We start from the raw sequence: 24,109 nt of genomic DNA on the forward strand, positions 1-24,109 counted from the left end.
CATGAAAAAAAATCTAGTTTACTTAATAATTATTTGCTTAAGCTTTCAGTTTAGCTTTGCCTTAAATACTAAATTTGAAGAAGGCAACAATGCTTATGCAGATGGAAATTATAGAGAAGCAACAAGATTATACAAGCAAATAATTGAAGACGGAAAAGTTTCTGCCAAACTTTTTTACAACCTTGCTAATGCCTATTACAAACAACAAAAAATAGCTGAAAGTATTTATTATTATGAGCTTGCCTTAATGCTTTCGCCAACCAATAAGTCCATTCAAAATAATTTGAAATTCGCAGAAAATAAAAGAATTGATGAGATTGAAGTTGCTGAAGCTTCAGCTTTTGAAGTGCAGAAAGAAAATATCATCTTTGCACTTGATCAGGACCAATGGGCCTTACTTGCTATTGCAGGCAGTGTATTCACCTTGTTGTTTTTTATGCTATTTCTTTTTGGAAAAAAATCTAGCTTAAAGCGGATTTCACTAAGCTTTTCTGGGTTATTTTTGGTATTAGCCATCGGTGTTTTTTGGTTAGCTAATCAACAATTAAAAACTATTGAAAGTAAACGTTTTGGTATTGTTTTTACCGAAGAAATTGAAATTCTTAACGAGCCTAACCCAAGAAGTAAGAAAGAGTTTACCCTTCACGAAGGCACTAAAGTAAAAATTGAAGAAGAGTTTAGAAACTACACAAAGATTAGAATTGCTAACGATAATACCGGTTGGATTGATTCAGCACACGTAAAGGAATTAAAGCTATAAAATAAAGTTTATCTTGTTTATTTATTCAGCTAGCAAAAGTTTATATTTACTTTAAAATTACTTCAATTTCATCAGAAATGATATCTCTTTCTTTAGCTAAATCAATTAAGCTAGGTAAGTAGATAATTAACTGCTCATCAATTAACGCATAAGCTTTAGATTGATAAAGCTGTTCTTTTTCAAACCAATTTGCCCCGGCATTAAATGCTTTAAACACAAGCATTAAAACCACTACTACTAATAGCATTTTAAAAAAACCAAAAACAGCGCCCAATATTCTATTGACACCTCCTAAAGCAATGGCTTGCAGGATTTTAGTTAACAATCTGCCAATTAAAGAAATCACAATAACTATAGCTAAAAAAGTGATTAAAAAAGCAGCAATTTGTAGGTACTCTTCTTCCCATTTTAACCATTGAATCAAATATGATTTGGTGTAATCAGAAAAGGTAAAAGCACCTATTAAGCCTAAGACAAGAGCTATTAAAGAGCTGAACTCTAAAACTAACCCCTTCTGAAATCCTCTAAAAAGACCAAAAATCAATAAAACCCCAATAAAAATATCAATTCCATTCATCGGGGTAAAGATAATTATTTCGTTCGATTTTAAAATTTACTTTCAAAAAAATTGATCAATTGCAACTTGTAAATCGGTAGTAGGTTGTTGGCAAGTTTTATTTTCACAAACATAAATACGAGTTTCGCCAACTACTAATTTTCCTTTCAACAAATCTAAATTTTCTGTCTCTCCCCCTAAAAACAAGGCATTAGGATAGTAGTTCTTTTGCATTTTGAAAGCAACTTCAAAAGCATCTTTGCCTACTATGGCTACTTCTTTAAACGGGTTAGCAATCCAACCAGCCAACTGAGACCAATTGGCAAAATAAGGGCCTGATTTATAAAGTTTCTTTTCCACCTGAGCCAACATCTTTTTACTCTTCTCCAGTAAATCGTCAGCAGCATAAAAATGACCGAGCAAAAACAAGCATTTAGCTAAAACTGAATTAGAAGCAGGAATTACATTATCACTCAATTCCATTTTTCTTGCAATTAATTGTTCTCCTTTAGAAGAAGTAAAAAAGAACATTCCCGAATGTTCATCAAAAAACTCAGTTTCACAAATGTACATTAATTCTTTAGCCCATTCTAGGTAATGAATTTCAAAACTTAGTTGGTACAAGCTTATCAAAGCTTCAATGAGCAACGCATAATCATCTAAGAAAGCATCAATACTAGCCTTATTGTTTTTGAAGTTACGCTTTAATCGTCCATTTTCTGCTCGTAAATTGGCATAAATGAAATCGGCGGTTGCTTTGGCTTGATTTAAGTAGGTTTTATTTTGCAATGACTTGGCTGCGTCCACCAAAGCTTTAATCATCATAGCATTCCAAGAAGTAAGTATTTTATCATCCAAACCTGGACGTTCTCTTTTCTGTTGTATTTGGTGTAATTTTTGTTTGTAGCTATGTACTTTTTCTTCAAAATCTTGCCATTTAAATTGGTTTTCGGAAGCAAATTTTTTAGGTAATTGTTTCAAATGAAGAATGTTTTTTTTGTCTTCCCAATTTCCCTTTGCTTGAAGCTGAAAATAGCTTTTGAACCAATCCCAATCTTCAGGAGCAACTTGAGCTTTAACTTCCTCATATTTCCAGACATAATAAGTTCCTTCTTCGCCTTCGCTATCAGCATCTAATGAAGAAAAATACCCCTTGTTTTTATGCTGAAGCTCTCGGTGAGCAAAGTTAATCGTTTCAGTTATAATGCTTTCGTAAAAAGGATTAGGAAATAATTGATGGGCTTTAGCGTACAAACTTATCAATTGAGAATTATCGTAAAGCATTTTCTCAAAATGAGGAACTAACCAAACATCATCAACCGAGTAGCGAGCAAAACCACCCCCCAGTTGATCGTAAATCCCGCCTTTAGCCATTTCATTTAAGGTAACAATAAGTGCTTCTAGAGCCGATTGATTTTTGGTAAACGCATAATATTGAATTAAAAATTCCCAAGAATTAGGCATAGGAAACTTTGGTGCGCCCTTAAAACCTCCCTTTTCAAAATCTACAAACTGCATCCAACTGCCCAGCAAATCTTTGTAATCTGATGGAGTGAAGATAGCTTCTTGGGTAGGTTCAAATTCTGCTAAATCGCCAATTCTAATTCCTTCGGTTAGTTTTTCTGCGGTATCTTCAAGTTGTTCTTTTTGTGTTGTAAAAGCTTTGTGTACGTTTTTTAAAACTTTCTTCCAATTTTCTTTTGGAAAATAAGTAGCGGCATAAAAAGGTCTTCCGTCGGGTAAAGCAAATGCATTAAGCGGCCACCCACCTCTTCCAGTTAAAATTTGAGCGGCATCCATATAAATTTGATCAATATCTGGACGCTCCTCTCGATCTACTTTTATGCAAACGAAGTAAGTATTCATTAAGTGAGCTACCTCCTCGTCTTCAAAAGACTCATGTGCCATTACGTGGCACCAATGACAGGCTGCATAACCAACACTAATTAGTAAAGGCTTATTTTGTTTTTTAGCTTTTTGAAGAGCTTCCTCTCCCCACTCCCACCAATCTACAGGATTGTATTGGTGCTGAAGCAAGTATGGACTTGAAGCTTGCGCTAGCTTATTTTTATTCATCTTTTTTTACGAAAATACTGAATACATTAATTACTGCTCCAATTTTATGAATGATTTTGTACTATGTTTCCTATTCTATTTGACAATGAATACAAACTTAGTTTAATTACCTATCTTTCATTTAATGTAGGTAGATTATTGACTTATTTTAGCAACTAAGAGTAGCTTTTTTTTTATTTTTATAAGCTAAATAAATCAAATGACAGAACAACTTAATAAAACCGTTGAATATTTAAAAGAAAAAGGATTTAAAGCTCCGCAAGTAGGAATAATTTTAGGAACAGGCCTAGGTGCTTTAGTTAATCAAATTGAAGTTGAAAAAGAGATTTCTTATAATCACATTCCGCATTTCCCTACGGCCACAGTAGAATTTCATCAAGGGAAATTTATTTATGGTGAATTAAGTGGGGAAAAAGTAGTTGTAATGCAAGGTCGATTTCACCTTTACGAAGGCTACAGTTTGCAAGACATTACTTATCCTGTGCGAATAATGAAGCAGTTAGGTATAAGTAACTTATTGGTTTCTAACGCCGCTGGAGCCATAAACAAATCCTATAAAAAAGGTGAATTGATGTTAATTGATGATCACATCAATCTTCAAGGTAGTTCGCCTTTAGCATTTAAAGGAGTTTCTCAATTAGGCGAGCGTTTTGTAGATATGCTTGCACCTTACGATCAAAATTTAAATGCTGCTTTTAAAAAAATTGCTCAAAAAGCTGAAATCATTTTACACGAAGGTGTTTATGCCTCTGTGGTTGGTCCTCAACTTGAAACCCGAGCAGAATATAGGTATTTAGGAATTATTGGTGCAGACGCTGTTGGCATGAGTACAGTTCCAGAAATCATCGTTGCCAATCACCTCAAACTTCCTGTGGCCGCCATTTCTGTGCTTACCGATGAATGCGATCCAGACCATTTACAACCCGTAAATGTAGAAGAAATTATTGCTATTGCTAAGCAAGCTGAACCTAAATTGGTGAAACTTTTTACAGAGATTATCAAAACATTGTAAAATGATTTTGGAAACTCTTTTTTCTTGTTGAATTCAAGGCTTAAAAAAACATATATCGAAAAAAACGCCGGTTGGTTTTTACCACCGACGCTTTTAGTCAAGACTTTTTGCTTTTTTTACTTCGAGCTAAAGTTTCAGTTTGAAAAAATAAGCGATGTAATAATTTTAAGGTATTAGGACTTTGGATTTAAAATAAGGTCTATTCTGTCTAACAAGTCTTCAATATGATACTTTGTCATTTCATCTCTTGTAATTCGTTCTGCTCTTTTTAAGTCGCTTTCTAGTTGTTTGAGTTCAGCTCTCGCAATTAAGCGCACATCAGAATTTATGACATCAATTTTACTTTGATTAATATATTTTCTAAATCTTGCAGGAATACTTGATTGTTCTTCGGTCATTACTTGGTGCATTCTTGAAACATAAGAGCGCTGCAAGTTTCTTCTAATCCTAGAAATTTCTTGACCCCGTTTAATCTCCTGAAAAATTCCTTCTCTTAAATCGCTCATCATATCATTTAATGCATAAGCTTCAGCTCCATTAAGTTCTTCATTTTCCATCATTCTAGCCATTCTACCAAAATCCAAAACACGAGTTAAGTTTCTGTCTTGGTAACTTCTAATTTGTTCTAAGTAACCATCGTACTGAATTTTGTTGTAGATTTCAGGAACAATAAGCCATTCTGGAGTTTCATACAATTCATCTAAAAGAAATTGCAAAGCTCGTTTTTGTTTGTCTTTATCTACATGAATGTAATTATCTTTTTTCTGATCGTAAGTATAGTAATACTCATAAATTCCTCCAATATTCGCGGCAACATGCCCCATGTAGCGGTTATACTGACCAAAAACTTGATTGTAAAAATTAGTCAAATCTTCATAACTTTCCCCTTCTTGGTAAGTCCATTCATTAAGATTAGGCACAATACGTTTTAGGTTTTCAATACCATAGTGAGACGCCAACATAGCATCATCACCTAAGTCTTCAGTTTGTGCACTAGGATCAATAACTCCTCCTATTTGTTGTTTACCAAAACGATAGATGGGGTCATCTGCTTTCTCTAAAATCCACTGATCTAAGATTTCTTTTTCTTCTTCTGGAGTTTTATCTAAAATTGGTCGATATCCCCATTTAATTGAATATTTATCATAGGGACCTACCGCAGGCATAAGAGCCACATCACCGTCACCAGGTTGAGCAATGTAATTAAATCTTGCATAATCCATAATGGAAGGTGCTGTTCCAAATTCTTTTGTAAAAGCTGGATCTCTTAGCTTTTCTACAGGATAAGCTGAAGAACTAGCCATGTTATGAGGTAAACCTAAGGTGTGACCAACCTCATGAGCAGAAACAAAACGAATCAATTCGCCCATTACTTCATCTTTAAACTCGGGCCTTCTTGCTTCAGGATTAATAGCTGCCGTTTGAACAAAATACCAGTTTCTTAGCAAAGTCATTACATTATGATACCAATTGATATCAGATTCTATAATCTCACCTGAACGAGGATCAGTTACGTGAGGTCCGTTAGCGTTAGGAATTGGTGAAGCTAAATACCGAACTACAGAATACCTAGCATCTTCAGGGCTCCAATCTGGATCTTCTTCTACAGAAGGTGGATCCATAGCTAAAATAGCATTTTTAAAACCAGCTGCTTCAAAAGCTACTTGCCAATCTTCAATTCCTTGTTTAATGTAAGGACGCCATTTTTCTGGGGTTGCTCTATCAATATAATAAATGATAGGCTTCTTTGGTTCTACTAATTCACCTCGTTTAAACTTTTCTTCGTCCTCTTCTTTTACTTCTAAACGCCAACGATCTAAATACTTTACTGATTTAGCACGTTGAGCTTCATTTCCATAATCTACTTGTCCTCTTGCAAACCAACCTACACGTTCGTCAAAATATCGTTTACGGTAAGGTTCTTTGTCTAGGAGGATTAAAGAATTACTAAATTCAAGAGAGATAGAACCTGTACTAGCGTTAGATGGAGGTTTACCAGCCGAGTAAGTTTTTACGTGTCTAATCTCTATGTTTTTAGGAAAGGATTTAATGGTATCTATGTAAGACCTTGAACCATCTAAACCTTTAACTTGGTATTGCTTTCTTCTTTGGTCTTGAAAACCTATGGCTTTTACATCTTTTGTAAATAAATTGGTTGCATCAATTACTAGGTTATTAACCACAGAGTCTTTTTTAAAGGCCTTGATATCAAAGGAAAAAAGAACAGGTTCAAAATTAGAGTTAACTACTGCTTCATGTACGGGCAGTGAATCTGCTGCATAATTAGAATACGAAACAACGCGAAGATTTACACGGTTGTTTTTTCTTTCCCATCTTAGCACTTGTTCGTTTTGTTTTCCTCCGCCAAATCCAATTCCAGTGGCTGTTTTTGCAATTCGAGTCACCATTAACATCTCTCGATTTAATAAGGAATCTGGAATTTCAAAAAAGTACTTATTGTCTAAAAAATGAACGTCAAAAAGTCCCTTATTAGTTTTCGCTTCTTTGGTAATTACTTGACCGTAAGGCTTTATGCCGTTTTTAGATTTTTTTTGTTTAGCTGATTTAGCTGGTGCTGCTTTTTTTGATTGAAAAACACTACAAGAACTAAAAGTAAGTGTGAGCATCAATAAAAAAAGCGGTAGGTATTTTCTGTTCATAGTATTGCTTTTTAAGTTGGACTAGAAATTATAAAAAAGGTTTAATACCAATTTAACCATCAAATGACGCTATTTAGCTCATTCATTTTCCCATATATTTCCTTATTCTCAATTTCCGTCCCGTACGTAAGGGATGCAAATTATTCACAGCCTTATATATGAAAAAAGCAATTTCGCTCTCTTAACGACATTTAATAGTAAAATTGGTATAAAAAATCTGAAATTACATTTTAACAAGCAGTTTTACAGACCTGAATTTATAGGTTTTCGTTCAAGAAGAAATAAAAATTTAGATGTATTTCCAAACTAACAGTTTGGTACTTTTTAACACTCTAGATTCTAGCAAAAAAAATCACGCTAACATGAAGTAGCGTGATTTTATATAAGTAGTAACAATATTGATTACATATTAGATTTCAACTTGTCACTCTGTTTTTTCCCTTCATCTTCTATACTTTTTCTTTCTTCCTGCATAGTTTCTGCAGCATCATCTGCAGCCTTTTGGGCTTTATCAACGGCTTCTTTAGCACTTTTTTCAGCTTTTTCTAAAGCGTCTTTAGTAGCTTCTTCTACGTTTTTTTTCACTTCTTCAGCATCATCTGTAGCATCTTCAAGAGCATTTTCAGCATCTTCTAGACCTTCTTCTGCTTCATCAAGCGCTTTTTCTGCTTCAGTTTGGCCTTCTTCCATAGTGTCTGTTGAGTCTAAATCTTCTTCAACATCGCTACCTGCATCTTCTAAAGCATCTTGAGTATCATCAGTAGTCTCTTCAACTTGGTCTGCTGGTTCTTTCTTTACTTCTTCGCAACTTGTAAGTCCTAATGCAAATAATGCAAGTAGGGCTAAGCTTAATAATGGTTTCTTCATTTTGATATATTTTTTTGTAAAAGTATAAGAATTCTTAAGATAATCAAAATTTATTTGGACTTTTTATTATTTCTTTTGAACGCTCAATATGCTGGTTTAAAGTTTCTTGGTTCATCTTTTTAAGCATTGCCAGCATCATACTCATGCGTTGATTATTTAGAAAGTGCTCTTTTTTTTCATTGATAAAATTCCAATACAAGCTGTTAAATGGACAGGCATCTTCTCCTGTTTTTTTACTTACTGAATACTTACAGGACTTGCAATAATTACTCATTTTATTAATGTAACTTCCGCTTGAAACATAGGGTTTTGTGGCCACAATTCCGCCATCAGCAAACTGACTCATTCCGCGGGTATTGGTGATTTCTGCCCACTCAATAGCATCTATATAAATGCCTAAATACCATTGGTCAACCTCATTAGGATTTACCATGTTTAGTAAAGCAAAATTGCCAATTACCATCAAACGCTGAATGTGATGTGCGTAAGCATGATCTAAACTTTGATTAATGGAGTGTTTTAAACAATTCATTTTTGTTTCGCCTGTCCAGAAAAATTCAGGAAGTGGATTGGTGTTATTGAGCTTGTTTAATTTTGCGTATTCAGGCATCTGTTTCCAATAAATTCCTCGCATGTATTCTCGCCAACCTAAAACTTGTCTTACAAACCCTTCTACTTGAGAAATATCTATTTCTTCTTGGTGATTTTGGTAATGGTTAATTACAGCTTCGTTTACCTCTTTAGGCGATAACATTTTTGAATTCATAGCAAATGAAAGTCGGGAGTGAAAAAGAAATTTCTTATCGGTATGCATCGCATCTTCATAATCACCAAAATGAACAAGTAAAGTTGTACAAAAGTAGGCTAAGACCTCTAAACATTCTTTCCTGGAGGTTGGCCAGGTAAAATCTTCTTCATTTATTCGCCCTATAGTTGAAATTTTTTCTTTTTCTAGAAGCTCAACAATTTCAGTAACATTTTTTGAAAAGGACTTGATGGGAGGAATTTCTGGTTTGCCCGTCCATTTTTTACGGTTGCTCTTATCGTAATTCCATTTTCCTCCAAGCGGTTGTTTGTCTGCCGTCATTAACAGCTGATGTTTTTTACGCATATCACGGTAAAAGTATTCCATCACCATCTCTTTCTTGCCTTCAAAAAACTGAGTAACGTCTTGCCGTTGGGTATAGAAATGCTCGGTATCATAGGCTTTTGACGAAATGCTTATTTCATTTGAAAGTTCTTTCAATTGATGGTCTAGACGGTATTCATCGGGGAGTTGATATTCAAATTTTTCAATGTTTTCTTGTTCAATGATTTGCTGAATATTCTTTTTTAAATCGCCTGTATTTTTTGAATCATCTAAGTTGTAATAAATAAATTGATGTCCTTGTTGCTGAAGGTCTTTTGAAAAATTTCTCATGGAAAGAAAGAAAGCTACTACTTTTTGAATGTGGTGTTTTACATAATTTGTTTCCTGTTGCATCTCTGCCATGAAGTAAATAACCTGATCAGATTTTTCTTGAAACCAACTGTGCTTTTGATTGAGTTGATCGCCTAATACTAAACGTAATGTTTTTTTCATTTTTATTTGTTTTTTAATTGGAAAACGAAATTTATACCATTTACCAATTGAAATTACTGTAATAAAAAGCCCTTTTTCCCTTTGTGTTTCATTATAAAAAGAAACCATAGCTACGGCTATGCTTGATTTTTCTAACTCACATAAAGAAAAAAATCATCGTTTTCTTTTCCAGTAATTTCAAATAATAACTGGTATTATAGTCCTGATAGAAGCGGCATCCCCGAGGTTTCTGAGCTTAGTTTTTCTTGACCTACAAAAGCGACCTAAGAAGCTTTTGTAGGGGTAGAATACCAGCGAAGTAACTGAGGGATACAGCGGATAGCAGGTTCCCGACTCCTAATTAAAATAAGCTTTCTTGAAGCCAAGTTTGTTGGTATTTTCCGTTTTTGTCATAACGTTCTGCTTGTGTTTTAATGTTGAATTTTCTATCGCGTGGGTCATTACCTACGCCGCTGTTGTACATCCAATTTCCCCAGTTGCTGTGGACGTCGTAATCAATAAGCAGAGCTTCAAAATAGGCGGCACCTACGCGCCAATCTTGTTTCCATTCTTTAGCCCAATAGGAATTGACGTTTTGGCGCCCACGGTTGCTCATAAATCCGGTAGCAGCAATTTCTTTCATATTGGCATTTACAAAAGGTTCTGGTGTTTTGCCTTCTGTCCAATCCTGAAAAGCTTTGGGGTGAAAATTCCAATTATAATCCCTGTTTAAAATACCGCCAAGTTGAAATATTGTATTGCCGTGCTTAAGCGAAACATATTTAAAATAATCACGCCAAATGAGTTCGAAAATTAGCCAATAAGTATCTTGGTTTTTTTTGATTTCTTTTTCGAAACTTTTGATTTGATGATAGATGGAAACTGCAGAAATACTACCATTTGCTAGCCAAGCTGAAAACTTAGAACTATAATCCGTACCCAAAAGTCCGTTTCTTGTTTTTTTGTAAAATTGTAGTTTTTTGGTCTCCCAAAAATAATTATTGAGGCGTTGCCAGGCCTGGTCTTCTCCCCCTTGAAAAGGAAAAGCCGATTGTGAGTGAGTTTCAAAATCCTGAAAACCTAAATCCTCTAACTGTGGAATTTCATTGATTGGTATTTCAAGGCTTTGCTTTTGTGGTTGTGGTATAGGAATTTCACTTCTTAGCTTAGATTTTTTTTCGCAATTTTTTCTGAAGTGGGTAAAAACCTCTGGAATTTCATTGAAATTTGTGAATGGGATATCTTCTGGATAAAATAAAAACTGGTTGTATTGGGGGTTGAATTTAGTTTCTGATAGTGCCTTTTCTACCCGAATCTCTTCTTCTTTTTCTTCTGAGGTCCATTCGGTTTGGTAGAAAATATGTTCTACTTTGAAAGTTTGGTAGATTTCTTCAAAAGCCTTTCCTATTTCTTGATGAGTTACCCACAAAGGCAGGTTTAATTGATGTAAATTATCTTTTAAATTTTCCACCGATTGCAACAAAAATTTAGCCCTAAATTTTTCTGTTTTTTTAAAGCCATACTTAGTTATTTCGTAATGTTTAGGCTGGAATACATAAACGCCAAGAACTGGCAGGTCTTTTTGCAAAGCCGAAGTTAAGGAAATTTGGTCACGAACACGTAAATCGTTTCTGAACCAGACGAGGTTTATTTTTTGTTTTTCTTGCATCTTTCACTACAGTATTTTACATTATCCCAATCTTTTGCCCATTTTTTTCGCCACGAGAAGGGACGTTGACATACCGGGCAAATTTTCTGAGGCAAATTTGGTTTTTGATGTGCCATTGTCTATTTTAAACTTGGTTTCTGATGAGGCCTTGCATAATCATATCGTTTTAAACTACTGGTTTGTACATAGCCGTCTAAGCCGATAATTCCTGCGGTTTTTGCTTTTGTTAAATCTAAAAAACCATCTTTTTGTTGCAGGTCTTCGTGAAAATAAAGTGCTTCAATTTGACCGATGATTAAATGACAATTCTGCTCTTTGATGTGGTATTCATTCACAAAGCTACACACCATCTTAACCTTTGATTCTCTGACCAATGGAACAGAAAAATTATCTTTATATTCTGCGGTTAATCCAACTTTTTCAAACTCAGATTCTACACGCTCGTACTTTGCTGAAGTTTGATGCGCTAAATCAACCCAATCTTCATGAACATGGTTGACGGTAAAAAACAAGGTATCTTTAATATTTTCATAAGTATGCCGCTCTACGGTGTGGGGCCGCATCATAAAATTAAGCATAGGGGGCTTGCTTCCCAAATGAATTACCGAATTAAAAATAGCTAAGTTTTCATTGCCTAACGTATCCATAGTTCCTATTAAGTTGGCAGATTTTATTCCTCCTAAGGAATTAACAAGGTGCATACGCGCTAATTTGGGTAGTGCTTGGATTTCTTCAAGGCTTAACTTTTTCATGATTTATCCATTAAGCGGGTAAATTTACAATTTTGTTTAATTTATCTGTGTTAAGGATTAAACAAAATTCATTAAAGCATTCGGTTTAATGAAGTATTACAAGGTGTAATGGATTAATCGATTTTAGGCATTTTTAGAAATACTAAAATAAGAGTCATCAATACTTAAAAGTCGAGCTGCTTAAGCTTAAAGTTAATAAAATCGGGGTTGTGTTTTTTTAGAAGCTTACTTAGAAATTTAATTTCTGCATTGGTAATAAATTCAATATGTGGACTTGTATTATTCAGATTTAGTAATTGGTTTTGATTTAAAACGCGCTTTGTTTGTTGAGCTACAGCAAAACCAGAATCAATAATGTTTACTTGGGGTAAAAATTCTTTAATTAAAGGGATTAAATAAGGATAATGAGTACAGCCTAAAACTAAAGAATCAATTTCTTGTTCTTTAAAGGCGGCTATATGATGAAAAAAATAAGATTTAAAAGCTTTTGTATCTAGGCTATCATTTTCAACTGCTTCTACTAAATTCTTCCCTTCAATTTCAGTTACTTGAATGTCCTTTTTTACAAATTTTTTAAAGGTCTTAGAGAACAATTGACTAGAAAGCGTCCCTTTTGTGGCTAAAATACCAATTTTATTGTTTTTAGTTTGCAGAGTAGCCGGTTTTATGGCAGGTTCAATACCAATAAACGGAACAGAATATTTTTTTCGAAGTAAGTGAATAGCATTGGTAGTTGCTGTATTACAAGCTACGATAATAAGCTTGCATTGCTTTTGAAGAAGTAGCTCAGTATTTTTAAAGCTAAGTTGAATGATTTCTTCCTTTGATTTTTGGCCATAAGGAGCATTTTTACTGTCGGCTAAGTAGCTTATATTTTCGTTAGGTAGTAACTGATGTACTTCTTTAAAAATAGAAGTGCCACCAAGTCCTGAATCAAATATTCCTATTGAATTATTTACCATCTAATCAAACTAAAAAAGCTGTTCAAATTTAGTAATTTGAACAGCTTTACTACTATATTTTTGCAATTTATTACTTATTTATAGCATCTTTTACATCGTTAAGCAAGTCGTATCCATCGGCCATAAGCACTCCACTTCCAATGGAAGAATCAAGTACATAATCATAGCCTTTTTCTCTAGCTACTTGTTGAATAATTTCTCTAGCTTTTTCAAGCACAGGTCTTAACAAACTTTCTCTCTTCTTCTGAAGATCTTCTTGAGCATCTTGACTGAATTCAGAAATACTTTGCTGCATTTCTTGAAGTTTCATCATTCTTCGCTGATTTTCTTCTTCGGTTTTTGTATCCGATTCAGCTTGGTATCGCTCACTTGTTTTTTGCGCTTCTTTCATCATATCGTCAATTTGATCACGATAACTCTTTTCAATTTTTTCAAGTTCATTTTGGGCTTGCTTGTAGGCATCCATGGTTTCGATTAACTCTTGTGAGTCAACATGCGCTATTTTTGATTGCGCATTCATCAAGTTACTAGCTCCAATAAACAAAAGGAAAGCTATGCTAAATAATTTAATTCTGTTCATTTTTGTTGATTTAATAGTTATATGTATTAGTTATTTTCTCTTAATGCTCTTATTGAGTCTCTTTTTCTTTGTTGTTCTTCTCGTCTTTTTTGTATTTGTGCTCTTCTTGCTTTTAACTGAGCTTCTCTAGCGGTCATTATTGAATCACGGCGTCTTGCTCGTTCATCTAGTTGTTGTTCACGTTCGCGTTCCCTTTGCGCTATTTTCTCTTCTTTTTCTTTTTCTTTCTGTTCGTCTGCTTCAGCATCTTTTACAGATTTGTAATCGCCTCCAAACATTTCATCTTCTTCATCTTCGCCTTGCAATTGATCTTGCCTAGCATTTCGTTTAATTAATTTCAGGACAATTTTGGTTAAATCATGTCTTTTAGCTGAAAATAATAAAAGAGCATCAGCAGAGTTTTCAAAGATAAAATCATAGCCTCTGTTATCTCCTATTTCTTGCACAGCATTAAAAACTTGATCTTGAATAGGAATAATAATTTGTCTTTTTTTGGTCATTAACTCCCCCCCTACACCAAATTTTTCATCCTGAAATTCAAACATTTTTTCTCTCAAGTATTCAATTTCTTCTTCCTTTTCTTCAATTAATTCGGGCGTTAAAAGCGGCCTTTCGTTATCTAATTCCTCCTTCAGCTTTTCAATTTCTGCTTTTTTCTTGGCTAGATCTGAAGACCATTTTTGTGCTTTCATATCTACCATATCCATAGATTGCTGAAATTCTGGAACATTTTCCATAATGTGTTCCATATCTACATAGCCAATTCTCAAGCCTCTTTGAGCTTGTAAAGTTAAATTAATTAAACAAAAAACGACTAAGATGTTTAATTTTTTACTTCCTAACATATTTACATTAAAAATCATGCCAAACTAAAATTGTTGACCAATAATAAAATGAGTTTCCCATCCATTTGCTCCTGTATTACTTCCAGGAATTGGATCAAAACCATAACCAAAATCAATACCAAGCAATCCAAATTGCGGCATAAATATCCTTAAACCTGCCCCCGCAGATCTACTTAAATCAAAAGGTGAATAATTGTCAAATGAATCAAATGCACTACCTGCCTCAAAGAAAGTTAATCCAAAGATTGATGCACTTGGGTTAAGCGTAATAGGGTACCTTAATTCTAAGGTAAACTTATTGTAAATAGTAGCACCATCATTAAAGCTTTCTTGGGTTACTTCGGTTCTTCTTCTAGGAATAATAGATTGGTTTGGGTAACCGCGTAAGGCTATTATTTCTCTTCCATCCATGGCAAAACCGGCCAACCCATCTCCCCCTACAAAGAAACGTTCAAAGGGAGGGATTCCTCGATCATCATTATAAGCTCCTAGAAAGCCAAATTCAATATTTTTTCTTAAAATTAAATCTCCTGCAATTTTATTAAACCATTCTCCTTGAAATTTAACCTTATAAAATTCTAGCCAATCAAAACGTTGTTGGTCAATTCTAGCCAAAGCTTCTTCATCGTTTTCCTCCAAAGCTATGTTACGCTCTTCACTCAAACTCTTGTAATCTACCCCATTAAACATAGAATACGGAGGGGTTAATTTAGCTGAAATATTAAAGCGTGAACCTGATTTTGGGAATATAGGGTTGCAACAAGTGTTATCTCTTCTCAAGGCAAAAGTGAAAGAAAGATTATTTGAGTATCCGTCAGGAAATCTAAACAAGCCAACATTATAATTATTTAAATTAAAGTGTTGATAGCCAACATTCGCTGATAAGAAGAAATATTCATCTGGTATTCTTAGTTGCTTTCCTAATCCTACATTTATTCCTGTAATAGAGAAGCTTCTACTATTATCTGCACGTCTAGTAAATGGGTCAAACAAAAACTGTTCTGTTTGAGATAAGGATACCGAAAGTTGTACTGGTTTTCTTCCTCCTAGCCAGGGCTCTACAAAAGTTAAGCTGTAATTTCTAAAAGCAATACTAGCTTGTGCTCTTAAGGAAAGCTGTTGACCATCTCCCATAGGTAGTGGTTTCCAAGCATCTTTATCACCTATTCCTCGCAAGGAGAAATTATTGAAACTTAGACCTAAAGTTCCAATAAAGCCACCACCTCCATAACCACCTTGAAGCTGGATTTGACTTGCGCCTTGTTCTTCTACTTCAAACTCTACGTCAACAGTTCCAGCACTAGGATCTACATTTTTTAAATCAGGTTTAATTCCCTCGGGATTAAAATAACCTAGCTGAGATAATTCTCTAGCTGTTCTCATAATGGCCTGTTTGCTGTACTGTTCTCCTGGGAAAGTCCTTACATTTCTATAAGCTACGTGATCATGGGTGCGGTCGTTTCCTTTTACTGTAACATTATCGAAATAAGCTATTTTACCTTCAACAATTCGTATTTCAAAATCAATAGTATCATTATAAACTTTTGTTTCAACAGGAACTACACGCGAAAATAAATAGCCATTATCTTGATACAAGTCGGTTATGTTTTCTTTTTGCTTCGGCCCTCCTGTTATTTTTTCATCTAACAAAGGTCCATTGTATGGATCTCCTTTTCTAATGGCTAATAAACTTGCTAATTCTTGATCTGAATAAACGCTATTTCCAAGAAAAGTAACTTCGCCAAAATAGTATTGATTTCCTTCATTTACCTCTAATTGAACTTCAACTGTTTTTTCTGAAGTTGGGAACATCGTGTCAGAAACTATTCTTGCATCTCTATATCCATTTTCTTTAAGTTTTTCAACAACTCTTTGCTTGTCTTCTTTAAAGTCTTCCGGGATATATTTAGAGCGTTTAAAAATTCGGAAGAAATTCTTTTGTTTCGTGTTTTTCATAAACCTTCTAATCTTTCGATCAGAAAAGGCTTCGTTACCGTTCACTTGTATTTGCGAAACTTTTACTTTTTCTCCGCGTTTTATATTGATTACCATGTCTTCACCAAGCACATTATCCAAGCTGTCTTTAATTTGCCTAGTGCTTATGATTGGATCAACATTGAGGTATCCTTTTTTGCGGTATTTGTTGGTTAATGCATTTTTAGTATTGGCTAAAAAGCTCTCTGTAAGCTTGGTGCCTTTTTTAAGCTTGAGTTCCTTCTGGAGTTCTTCTTGTTTTCGCTTTTTAATTCCTCTTATTTTTACTTCATTTAGCTTAGGAACCTCATTAATTTCTAACTCTAGATCTACGGTATTTCCTTTTATATCTGCTATATAAAAATTAACATCGCTAAACAAACCAAGATTCCAAAGTTTATTAATCACCTGGCTTAAGCGTTCACCAGGGAGGTAAATTTCTTCCCCTTTCTTTAAGCCTGTAAAAGCAATTACCGTCGTTTCGTTGTAGGTGGTAGAGCCGGTTACTTGAATACTTCCTAGCGTATATTTTTTAGCATCTCCAATTCCTTTGTCTTGCGCAAAAATACTTGAACTAATTGCCAAGAAAAACAAAGCGATTAACCACTTTGAAAGTCTCATTTTATTAAAGTTGTTCACTAGTCTTTCCAAATCTTCTTTCTCTTTTTTGGTAATTATAAATTGCATCAAAAAGGTGTTCTCTTCTAAAGTCAGGCCATAAAACATCACAAAAATAAAGCTCTGCATAAGCTATTTGCCATAATAAAAAATTACTTATACGTTGTTCTCCACTGGTTCTAATTAACAAATCAACATCTGGTAAATCAAAAGTGTATAAATGTTGATTAATTAATTGATCCGTAATTTCATTAAGTTGAATTGAGCCTTTTTTCACTTTTTCACTTATGCGTTGAACCATACATTTTATTTCTTCTCTGGAGCCATAGCTGAGTGCTAAAGTAAGCGTCATCTGTGAATTTTGACAAGTCTTAGCTATTACTTCTTCAAGTTCTATTTGAGCTTTATCTGGTAAAGTATTTAAGTTACCAACAGAATTTAATCGAATGTTGTTTTTTTGAAGTGTGGGCAGTTCTTTTTTCAATGAGCTAACCAAAAGTTTCATTAATTGATTAACTTCAAACTTAGGTCGGTTCCAGTTTTCTGTTGAAAATGCAAAAAGGGTAAGGTTTTTAATTCCAAGTTCAGCGCTATATTCCACTGCTTCTCGAACCGATTTTGCGCCTTTTTCATGGCCCGCAACCCGAAGCAAACCTTGTTTTTTTGCCCAACGACCATTGCCATCCATAATGATAGCTACATGTTTAGGGATTTTATGTTTACTTAGCTCTTTTTCCATTAAAAATTACAATAACATGGCTTTCTTCCAAAAGAATACGTTAGTACTAGACCTGCAAACATATACCAATCATTTGTATTAGCATTACCAAATGCCGGAAAATTATTATCTCCTAGCTCGCTTGGTGCGCTTCCGTCTAAATTATCGGTAAAGGTATATCTAGCACCAAATTCTCCAGCTATAACGAAATGGTCTCCAAAATTCATTTTTAAGCCAATTACCATAGGAATTGCAAAATTTGTATTTCGATCACCACGTGTTAACTGATCACCTTGTACAAAGTGGTGGTGACTTAAGAAAAAGGTAGGACCAGTGTATAAATAAGGTACAATTTCAGATTTATGGTTGTGCGGATCCCACTCCCAAAAAGTATATTCTATACCCACAGAAAACTCGTCTATATCTGTATTAAAAAAATAACCTCTTGCTATTTTAGCGTTGTTATCTGAGCGCAAATCGTCATCAAAAGTGCGCAAGCGCATATATGAAAACCTAAATGAATGTCGTGTACTCCGATTCCATTTAAAAATGGCTCCAAAGCTTCCTTTGTTTCGGTGCAGATAGTCTTTAGGATTCATAAATGAAGTAGAACCCACATCGCCAGAAAAATTAGTTCCCCCTAAGATTAAGCCTACCTCATACGTCTGAGATTGCGCAAATCCAAATGTCAAAAGCCCAATAAATGCTAACAACCTGTACTTCATAGAATTTTAAAAGGGTGCAAATATAATAATTATAGATTGCCCTAGTGTTTTTTTATTTAAAATTGAAAAAGATATTTTATACCAATTTAACCATCAAATGATGCTATTTAGCTCTTTCATTTTTCCATATATTTCCTTGTTCACAATTTCCGCCCCGTACGTTCACGATGCAAATTATTCACAGCGCTTTATATGAAAAAAGCAATTTCGCTCTCTTAACGACATTTAATAGTCAAATTGGTATTAGCTGAAAAATCAACTATCCTAAAAACGAAAGGGAATTTAATTTATTTCATTTAGCGGCAGTAAAATTAATGCTTGAAATTTCTACTGTCTTCGCCCCACAATAATTTTTTCCGAAGGGTTTGCAAAAATGAATCGGATTTTAAACTCACTAAGCGAAGTTCAAAATTTGCTTTATTCACTGTGATTTCTGTTGAAGAATCTACGGTAAATACTTTTGAATCTACCGAAATCATAAAGTCTTGTTCTCTAGTTTTAACGTTGAACTTAGTAGGGTGATAATCTGGAAAGATTAATGGACGAGCATTTAGATTATGTGGCGCAATTGGGGTTAATGCAAAAGAATTACTTTCTGGGGTAATTATAGGGCCTCCACAACTTAACGAATAACCTGTAGATCCTGTAGGGGTTGACAAAATTATGCCATCCGACCAATACGCGTTGAGAAACTCGTTATTTAACCAAGTTTCAACGGTAATCATTGAGGTTGTATTTCTTCTAGAAATAGCCATTTCATTGAGGGCATAACAAGATTCAGGAAAATTAGAAGCCGTTGTTTTCACTTCTAACAAACTCCGGTTAGAAAGGGTGTATTCTTTATTCAAAATTTCAGTGATAGCAGGCTGTATTTCTTCCTTATGAATACTGGCCAAAAAGCCTAAGCGCCCTGTATTAATTCCCACAATAGGAATAGGGTAATGCTTCACAAAATCAACTGCAGAAAGTATAGTTCCATCTCCACCCAATGAAAAAAACAGCTCAAAACTACTATCTAAATTTTCAAAGGTTGAATATTGATTTTTATGACCTAAAATAGACTTTTCTAGTAACATTTGGTAATAGTCCTGCTCAATGTGAACTTCAATTGAATTTTGAGCTAAAGTAGCTAGGAGTTGTTTTATATATTTACCAGAATCAGGATAAAAAAACTGACCAAAAACAGCGACTTTCATGCACTATATATTTAAGTATTTATCTAAATAAGCGGAATTCTCTCTGAGGTTTTCTGAATGTAAATCATTCTGATGAAAAGACAATATTTCATAATCATAACGGCGTAGCGCTTGAAGCACTTCATTCATTCCGTTGTGGTCTATGCGTAACGAAAGTTCTATAAATTGCTCGTCTAACTTAGACGTATAAACACCTAAAATTTTGGCATTCTGACTTTCAACAATTTGGGCTATTTCTGAATATGAAAAATCTATCCTTTTTTTCCTAAGTGAAATTTCTTCGCCTCTAAAATTAAGGAATGGTAAATCGCTAAATTTATTTAAGAAGTCGTCTAAATGAATAATCCCTATCCATTCTTCATTTTCATTCAATACCGGAAGAATATCAGTTTGATTTACAGCAAATTCGTTAAGCAACAACAAATCTGAAATCTCTTCAGTAATAAAAAACTTTCTAATTAAATAGGCGTGATTGTTCAACCTATCATTAAATGAAATCCCCGCTAAATCTTCAACAGAAATACATCCCAAATAAACCCCCTCATTAATTACAGGTAAGTTTTTTTGAAAATGTTCTATGGCGTAAGCATGTAATTTACCTACCTCATCTTCTAACTTAAAACTAGAACTATTTGTTTCTATTAATTCTTGTACAGGCATATTATCTAAATATAATGCAAAGTAACAATTTAAACTTTGAAGCGGATAAAATAGAAGTGAATTTTATGAATATAATACGGTTTCTGCCTTAAACTCACACTATGCATTAGAGAATGTATTTTCACCCACACTTCGGTACAATTTTATTTCCTCTTTTGAGCTTTAATATTAACTGGCTTTCTCACGGGCGAAGACAGACGAATTTGACCTGAAAAAAAATAGAAATGAAAGAAAAATTACTTCTAACCAATAAACCTTGGGTCAACGGGCATTATTGTGCCGCAGTTGTTGCAGGTTCTTTTTTCTTCATCGGTGTAAAAGTCCTTAAAATGACCTAAGAAGTCTTTCTCAATATCTTTTAATGGAAAATATACTTCATGTAATTTGTGATTACAATGATCACAAAACCACATTAATCCGTCTTGCAGATTGGTTCCTTTGCGCTTTCTTTCCACCACTAAACCCACCGAACCTTCGTGACGCACCGGCGAATGTGGAACATTTGGGGGATTTAAATACATATCACCTGGCCCTAACTTCATGGTTTTCTTTTGACCTTCATCCTGAATGTGAACTTCAATAGTTCCCTCCAATTGAAAAAACAATTCTTCTGTTTCATTAAAATGGTAGTCGTTTCTAGCATTTGGTCCACCAACAATCATAACAATGTAGTCGTCAGATTCGGTATATAAATTTTTATTGCCTACAGGAGGCTTGAGTAAGTTTCTATTTTCTTCGATCCACTTATTTAAATTGAAAGGCTTGCTCACTGCCATCTTGTTGTGATTTTTGAATTATGTGGCTAAAAATAAGTATTTCTTTTGAAATTTAAGCGTGATTGTAGATTAGTCTTCTAATAAAAATTTATGTTTTTTATGAAAGCATAATGACCCAGCTCAAAAAACACCCATAAAAATATTGGGCTAAAGCCCATCATGAACCTTCAAAAATTACAAACGGGATAAATCCCGTTCCTATTGATCAATGAATAATGGTTTCCTTTTAAAGGAAATCAAAAACCTCAATTTAAATGAAAATATAAAAAAAAATAAAAAAAACCATTTTTAATGAGGGGAATTCAATAGCCCCCATCTTTAGATGGGGGTTAAAAAAAACTAATCCTCTTCGGCTTTAGCTAAATAACTTACTTGGCTAAAATTCCTTTTTCAGGAACAACGGGTAAGTGCTTCGCTTTGCTTGTTTTGATGCTTTTAGAAGAGAAGACAAAAGTTTTATCATACATCTTTCCGTCTTTAAAATAAGTCACCATAAATCTATTTTCAATTTGAAGCAAATCTTCATGAAGAAATTCGAGCTTAGCAAAAGATTTTGCTGGTAAATGAGCTATGCTTTTTCTTAAAACTGAAGTTGTTTTTTGCTTAGCTCCCTTAGAAACCACCAAGACAGTTTCAATGGCTTCTTGAAGATTATTGATTAAATAGACGTTCCATTCGTGGGTATTAAACGACTCATTATGTACGTAAATAGCGGCAACGTGAACATCTACAACTTCAGGAATTGTAATATCTTTCTTCATGGATAAAAACTAAATACTAGATTTAAATTGCTCCAGAAAACGCGCATCATTTTCATAGAACATTCTAATATCTCCAATTTGATACAACAACATAGCAATACGTTCAATCCCCATTCCAAAAGCAAAGCCAGAGTATTTTTCTGGGTCAATATTGCAATTGGTTAAAACATTGGGATCAACCATTCCGCAACCCATAATCTCTAGCCAACCGGTGCCTTTGGTAATTCGGTAATCGGTTTCTGTTTCTAACCCCCAATAAATATCTACTTCGGCGCTAGGTTCTGTGAAGGGAAAGTAAGAGGGTCTTAATCTAATTTTAGATTTTCCAAAAAGCTGTTTCGTAAAATAAAGTAAGGTTTGTTTAAGGTCTGAAAACGAAACTTTTTTATCAATATACAAACCCTCTACTTGATGAAAAATACAGTGAGAACGAGCAGAAATATCTTCATTTCTAAAAACGCGTCCCGGACTTATAGTTCTAATTGGCGGTTGATTTTCTTCCATGTATCTCACTTGCACGCTAGAGGTATGAGTTCTAAGTAAGATATCTTTAGGGTCACGTTGCACAAAAAAGGTGTCTTGCATATCTCTTGCTGGATGATGTTCGGGCAAGTTAAGCGCAGTAAAATTATGCCAATCGTCTTCAATCTCTGGTCCTTCAGAAACATTGAAACCAATATTAGCAAAAATCTCAATAATTTGATTTTTTACTATAGAAATAGGGTGTCTTGATCCAATTTCTGAAGGCTCGGCCGGGCGGGTTAAATCGCCATAAACACCTATTTCCTCTTGCTTATTCTCTAGGGCTTCTTTTAATTCCTTAACTTTTTCGGTGGCTAAGGTTTTTAATTCATTAAGGGTTTTACCAAATTCTTTTTTTTCTTCGTTAGGCACTTCTTTAAAGGCCTTGAAAAAATCGTTCATTAAGCCTTTTTTGCCTAAATATTTAATTCTAAATTCTTCAATTTGCTGCAAATCTTCAGATTGAAATGCTTCAACTTCCTTAATGTGTGACTTTATTTCTTGGATCATAGTCGTTTTAATGAACCTGCAAATTTAATAGATTTATGCGAATAGATTAAGAATATCGGAAAATTCTTACAGCCTTGAGGTATTTTGATTTCTAATTGTTGCAACTAAGACAAAAACCAAAAATTACAGGTATCCAATTATTTTTCAAGCTCAAATATTTCATACCTCAACGCTATTGTTTACTTTCGCTTTAAAGTTAAATTTATGCCTGGAAACACATTTGGAAGTTTTTTTAAATTGACCACTTTTGGCGAATCGCATGGTGTGGCCATTGGCGGAATAATTGATGGATGCCCGGCAGGTATAAAAATTGACTTAGCTACGATTCAAAAAGAACTTGACCGAAGAAAACCTGGACAATCGGCTATCGTTACGCAACGTAAAGAAAGTGACGAGGTGGTTTTTAAATCCGGAATTTTTGAAGGGATTACAACAGGAACTCCTATTGCTTTTGAAATCAAAAATAAAGATGCAAAATCGAAAGATTATTCGCACATTAAAGACGTCTATCGACCTAGTCATGCTGATTTTACTTATCAAAAAAAATACGGACATAGAGATTACCGTGGCGGAGGTAGGTCTAGCGCGAGAGAAACTGCTTCAAGAGTAGTTGCTGGCGCATTAGCAAAACAAGTTTTAAGGTCTGTTTCTTTTCATGCTTTCACTTTTTCGGTAGGAAATCTAAGTCTTGTCCAGCCTGTAGAGGAAATTGATTTTTCTCTAACAGAAAAAAGTATTACGCGTTGTCCAGACCCAAATCTAGCTTCGCAAATGGAAGAATACATTAAAAAAGTTAGAAAAAAAGGCGACACTGTTGGTGGTGTGGTGGCTTGTGTTATAAAAAATGTGCCCGTGGGCTTGGGTGAACCTGTTTTTGACAAACTTCACGCCGAATTAGGTAAAGCTATGCTTTCCATTAATGCCGTTAAGGGTTTTGAAATAGGAAGTGGCTTTGAGGGAACAAAAATGCTTGGAAGCCAACATAATGATGCCATTTTAAAAAATGAACGTACAGGCTCAAATTATAGCGGAGGCGTGCAAGGAGGAATTAGTAACGGAATGCCTATTTATTTTAAAGTAGCTTTTAAACCAGTAGCTACTTTAATGCAAGATCAAAAAAGCATTGATGTGCATCAAAAAGAAGCGCAAGTAAAAGGCAAAGGAAGGCACGACCCTTGTGTAGTTCCTCGCGCAGTACCCATTGTTGAAGCCATGGCAGCATTAGTGATTTTAGACCAACTCCTGCTCCATCAAGCAAGAAAAGAATTTGAATTTTAATCAAGCAAATGAAACACTTAGGTATAATTATCCTCTAAACAAGGCAATAATCGTAAGTCATATACCTGTCC

At 34.4% G+C, this 24,109-nt stretch carries 22 protein-coding genes; 3 read left to right on the forward strand and 19 right to left on the reverse strand.

The features are described 5' to 3' along the window. Position 1 precedes the first annotated feature (1 nt). On the forward strand, positions 2–760 hold the full coding sequence (locus G7034_RS09475; RefSeq protein WP_166400721.1) for a tetratricopeptide repeat protein: 759 nt from the start codon (positions 2–4) through the stop codon (positions 758–760). Between the two features lie 46 nt (positions 761–806). On the opposite strand, the gene G7034_RS09480 is transcribed toward G7034_RS09475, so the two are convergent. Next, complete coding sequence (locus G7034_RS09480; RefSeq protein ID WP_166400722.1) at positions 807–1,337, reverse strand: CvpA family protein; 531 nt, start codon at positions 1,335–1,337, stop codon at positions 807–809. A 42-nt stretch (positions 1,338–1,379) separates the two neighbouring features. Next, complete coding sequence (locus tag G7034_RS09485) at positions 1,380–3,392, reverse strand: thioredoxin domain-containing protein (protein WP_166400723.1); 2,013 nt, start codon at positions 3,390–3,392, stop codon at positions 1,380–1,382. A gap of 199 nt (positions 3,393–3,591) precedes the next feature. On the opposite strand from G7034_RS09485, the gene G7034_RS09490 reads away from it, so the two are divergent. After that, complete coding sequence (locus G7034_RS09490) at positions 3,592–4,404, forward strand: purine-nucleoside phosphorylase (protein ID WP_166400724.1); 813 nt, start codon at positions 3,592–3,594, stop codon at positions 4,402–4,404. A gap of 173 nt (positions 4,405–4,577) precedes the next feature. On the opposite strand, the gene G7034_RS09495 is transcribed toward G7034_RS09490, so the two are convergent. From G7034_RS09495 to pheS, 17 genes are all read right to left on the reverse strand, one after another. After that, positions 4,578–7,064: a zinc-dependent metalloprotease gene (locus G7034_RS09495; RefSeq protein WP_166400725.1), complete on the reverse strand. Its 2,487-nt coding sequence runs from the start codon at positions 7,062–7,064 to the stop codon at positions 4,578–4,580. Positions 7,065–7,466: 402 nt separating this feature from the next. After that, positions 7,467–7,931 (reverse strand): hypothetical protein, encoded by a 465-nt coding sequence (locus tag G7034_RS09500; RefSeq protein ID WP_166400726.1) that lies wholly within the window; start codon positions 7,929–7,931, stop codon positions 7,467–7,469. A gap of 43 nt (positions 7,932–7,974) precedes the next feature. After that, positions 7,975–9,513, reverse strand: coding sequence for a cryptochrome/photolyase family protein (locus G7034_RS09505; RefSeq protein WP_166400727.1), 1,539 nt, complete (start codon positions 9,511–9,513; stop codon positions 7,975–7,977). Between the two features lie 340 nt (positions 9,514–9,853). Further along, on the reverse strand, positions 9,854–11,161 hold the full coding sequence (locus G7034_RS09510) for a DASH family cryptochrome (RefSeq protein ID WP_166400728.1): 1,308 nt from the start codon (positions 11,159–11,161) through the stop codon (positions 9,854–9,856). Further along, positions 11,140–11,277 (reverse strand): DUF2256 domain-containing protein, encoded by a 138-nt coding sequence (locus G7034_RS09515; RefSeq protein ID WP_166400729.1) that lies wholly within the window; start codon positions 11,275–11,277, stop codon positions 11,140–11,142. Before G7034_RS09515 ends, G7034_RS09510 begins: the two co-directional genes overlap by 22 nt. A gap of 3 nt (positions 11,278–11,280) precedes the next feature. Then, positions 11,281–11,913: a flavin reductase family protein gene (locus G7034_RS09520; protein ID WP_166400730.1), complete on the reverse strand. Its 633-nt coding sequence runs from the start codon at positions 11,911–11,913 to the stop codon at positions 11,281–11,283. 164 nt (positions 11,914–12,077) lie between these two features. Next, positions 12,078–12,875 carry a glutamate racemase gene (gene murI / locus G7034_RS09525; RefSeq protein WP_166400731.1) on the reverse strand — a complete coding sequence of 266 codons (798 nt, stop codon included), beginning with the start codon at positions 12,873–12,875 and terminating at the stop codon, positions 12,078–12,080. Positions 12,876–12,945: 70 nt separating this feature from the next. Then, positions 12,946–13,455 carry an OmpH family outer membrane protein gene (locus tag G7034_RS09530; protein ID WP_166400732.1) on the reverse strand — a complete coding sequence of 170 codons (510 nt, stop codon included), beginning with the start codon at positions 13,453–13,455 and terminating at the stop codon, positions 12,946–12,948. A gap of 26 nt (positions 13,456–13,481) precedes the next feature. Continuing rightward, a complete protein-coding gene (locus tag G7034_RS09535; RefSeq protein WP_246166815.1) occupies positions 13,482–14,318 on the reverse strand; it encodes an OmpH family outer membrane protein in 837 nt (278 codons plus the stop codon). A gap of 6 nt (positions 14,319–14,324) precedes the next feature. Next, entirely contained in the window at positions 14,325–16,895 is a 2,571-nt protein-coding gene (locus G7034_RS09540) for a BamA/OMP85 family outer membrane protein (protein ID WP_187349890.1), read from the reverse strand. A gap of 4 nt (positions 16,896–16,899) precedes the next feature. Further along, complete coding sequence (locus G7034_RS09545; protein ID WP_166400733.1) at positions 16,900–17,631, reverse strand: isoprenyl transferase; 732 nt, start codon at positions 17,629–17,631, stop codon at positions 16,900–16,902. After that, a complete protein-coding gene (gene porG, locus G7034_RS09550) occupies positions 17,631–18,335 on the reverse strand; it encodes a type IX secretion system protein PorG (RefSeq protein WP_166400734.1) in 705 nt (234 codons plus the stop codon). Before porG ends, G7034_RS09545 begins: the two co-directional genes overlap by 1 nt. 311 nt (positions 18,336–18,646) lie before the next feature. Beyond that, the gene (locus G7034_RS09555; protein ID WP_166400735.1) at positions 18,647–19,531 is read right to left on the reverse strand and encodes an NAD kinase; all 885 of its coding nucleotides are present in this window, start codon (positions 19,529–19,531) and stop codon (positions 18,647–18,649) included. 3 nt (positions 19,532–19,534) lie between these two features. After that, complete coding sequence (locus tag G7034_RS09560; protein WP_166400736.1) at positions 19,535–20,191, reverse strand: CBS domain-containing protein; 657 nt, start codon at positions 20,189–20,191, stop codon at positions 19,535–19,537. 242 nt (positions 20,192–20,433) lie between these two features. Next, on the reverse strand, positions 20,434–20,967 hold the full coding sequence (locus G7034_RS09565; RefSeq protein ID WP_166400737.1) for a 3-hydroxyanthranilate 3,4-dioxygenase: 534 nt from the start codon (positions 20,965–20,967) through the stop codon (positions 20,434–20,436). Positions 20,968–21,335: 368 nt separating this feature from the next. Continuing rightward, the gene (locus G7034_RS09570) at positions 21,336–21,728 is read right to left on the reverse strand and encodes a hypothetical protein (RefSeq protein ID WP_166400738.1); all 393 of its coding nucleotides are present in this window, start codon (positions 21,726–21,728) and stop codon (positions 21,336–21,338) included. A 9-nt stretch (positions 21,729–21,737) separates the two neighbouring features. After that, positions 21,738–22,760, reverse strand: a complete 1,023-nt coding sequence (gene pheS, locus G7034_RS09575) for a phenylalanine--tRNA ligase subunit alpha (protein WP_166400739.1) — start codon at positions 22,758–22,760, stop codon at positions 21,738–21,740. Positions 22,761–22,964: 204 nt separating this feature from the next. On the opposite strand from pheS, the gene aroC reads away from it, so the two are divergent. Next, a complete protein-coding gene (aroC, locus tag G7034_RS09580; RefSeq protein ID WP_166400740.1) occupies positions 22,965–24,038 on the forward strand; it encodes a chorismate synthase in 1,074 nt (357 codons plus the stop codon). The last annotated feature ends 71 nt before the right edge of the window (positions 24,039–24,109 follow it).

It is taken from the genome of Psychroflexus maritimus (genome assembly GCF_011089875.1).
Lineage (GTDB): Bacteria > Bacteroidota > Bacteroidia > Flavobacteriales > Flavobacteriaceae > Psychroflexus > Psychroflexus maritimus.